The sequence below is a fragment of the Psychrobacter sp. W2-37-MNA-CIBAN-0211 genome, from assembly GCF_040309405.1.
Classification (GTDB): Bacteria; Pseudomonadota; Gammaproteobacteria; order Pseudomonadales; family Moraxellaceae; genus Psychrobacter; species Psychrobacter glaciei.
Genome location: NZ_JBEOOU010000591.1, coordinates 1 through 235, shown reverse-complemented (window position 1 = coordinate 235; position 235 = coordinate 1). Strand labels below are relative to the sequence as shown.

Sequence of the window (235 nt, the reverse complement as noted above, 5' to 3'; positions counted from 1 at the left end):
CGTATAGACGGTGAAGTATGTGACTTATCTGATCCACCAACACTTGAGCTTCATAAAAAACATACAATAGAAGTTGTTGTAGACAGATTTAAAGTAAAAGATGGCTTACAACAACGCTTAGCAGAATCGTTTGAAACCGCGCTTGAAATGTCTAACGGCGTTGCACATGTAGCATACATGGATGATAGCAGCGCTGAAGAAATTCTATTCTCAGCAAACTTTGCCTGCCCTCCAT

General features: G+C 40.4%; 1 protein-coding gene. It reads left to right on the top strand.

Annotated features, from left to right (window positions below; genetic code table 11):
• Nucleotides 1-235, top strand: a 235-nt coding sequence (locus AAEY72_RS16375; protein WP_352311748.1) for a hypothetical protein, incomplete at both ends; no start/stop codon positions are given.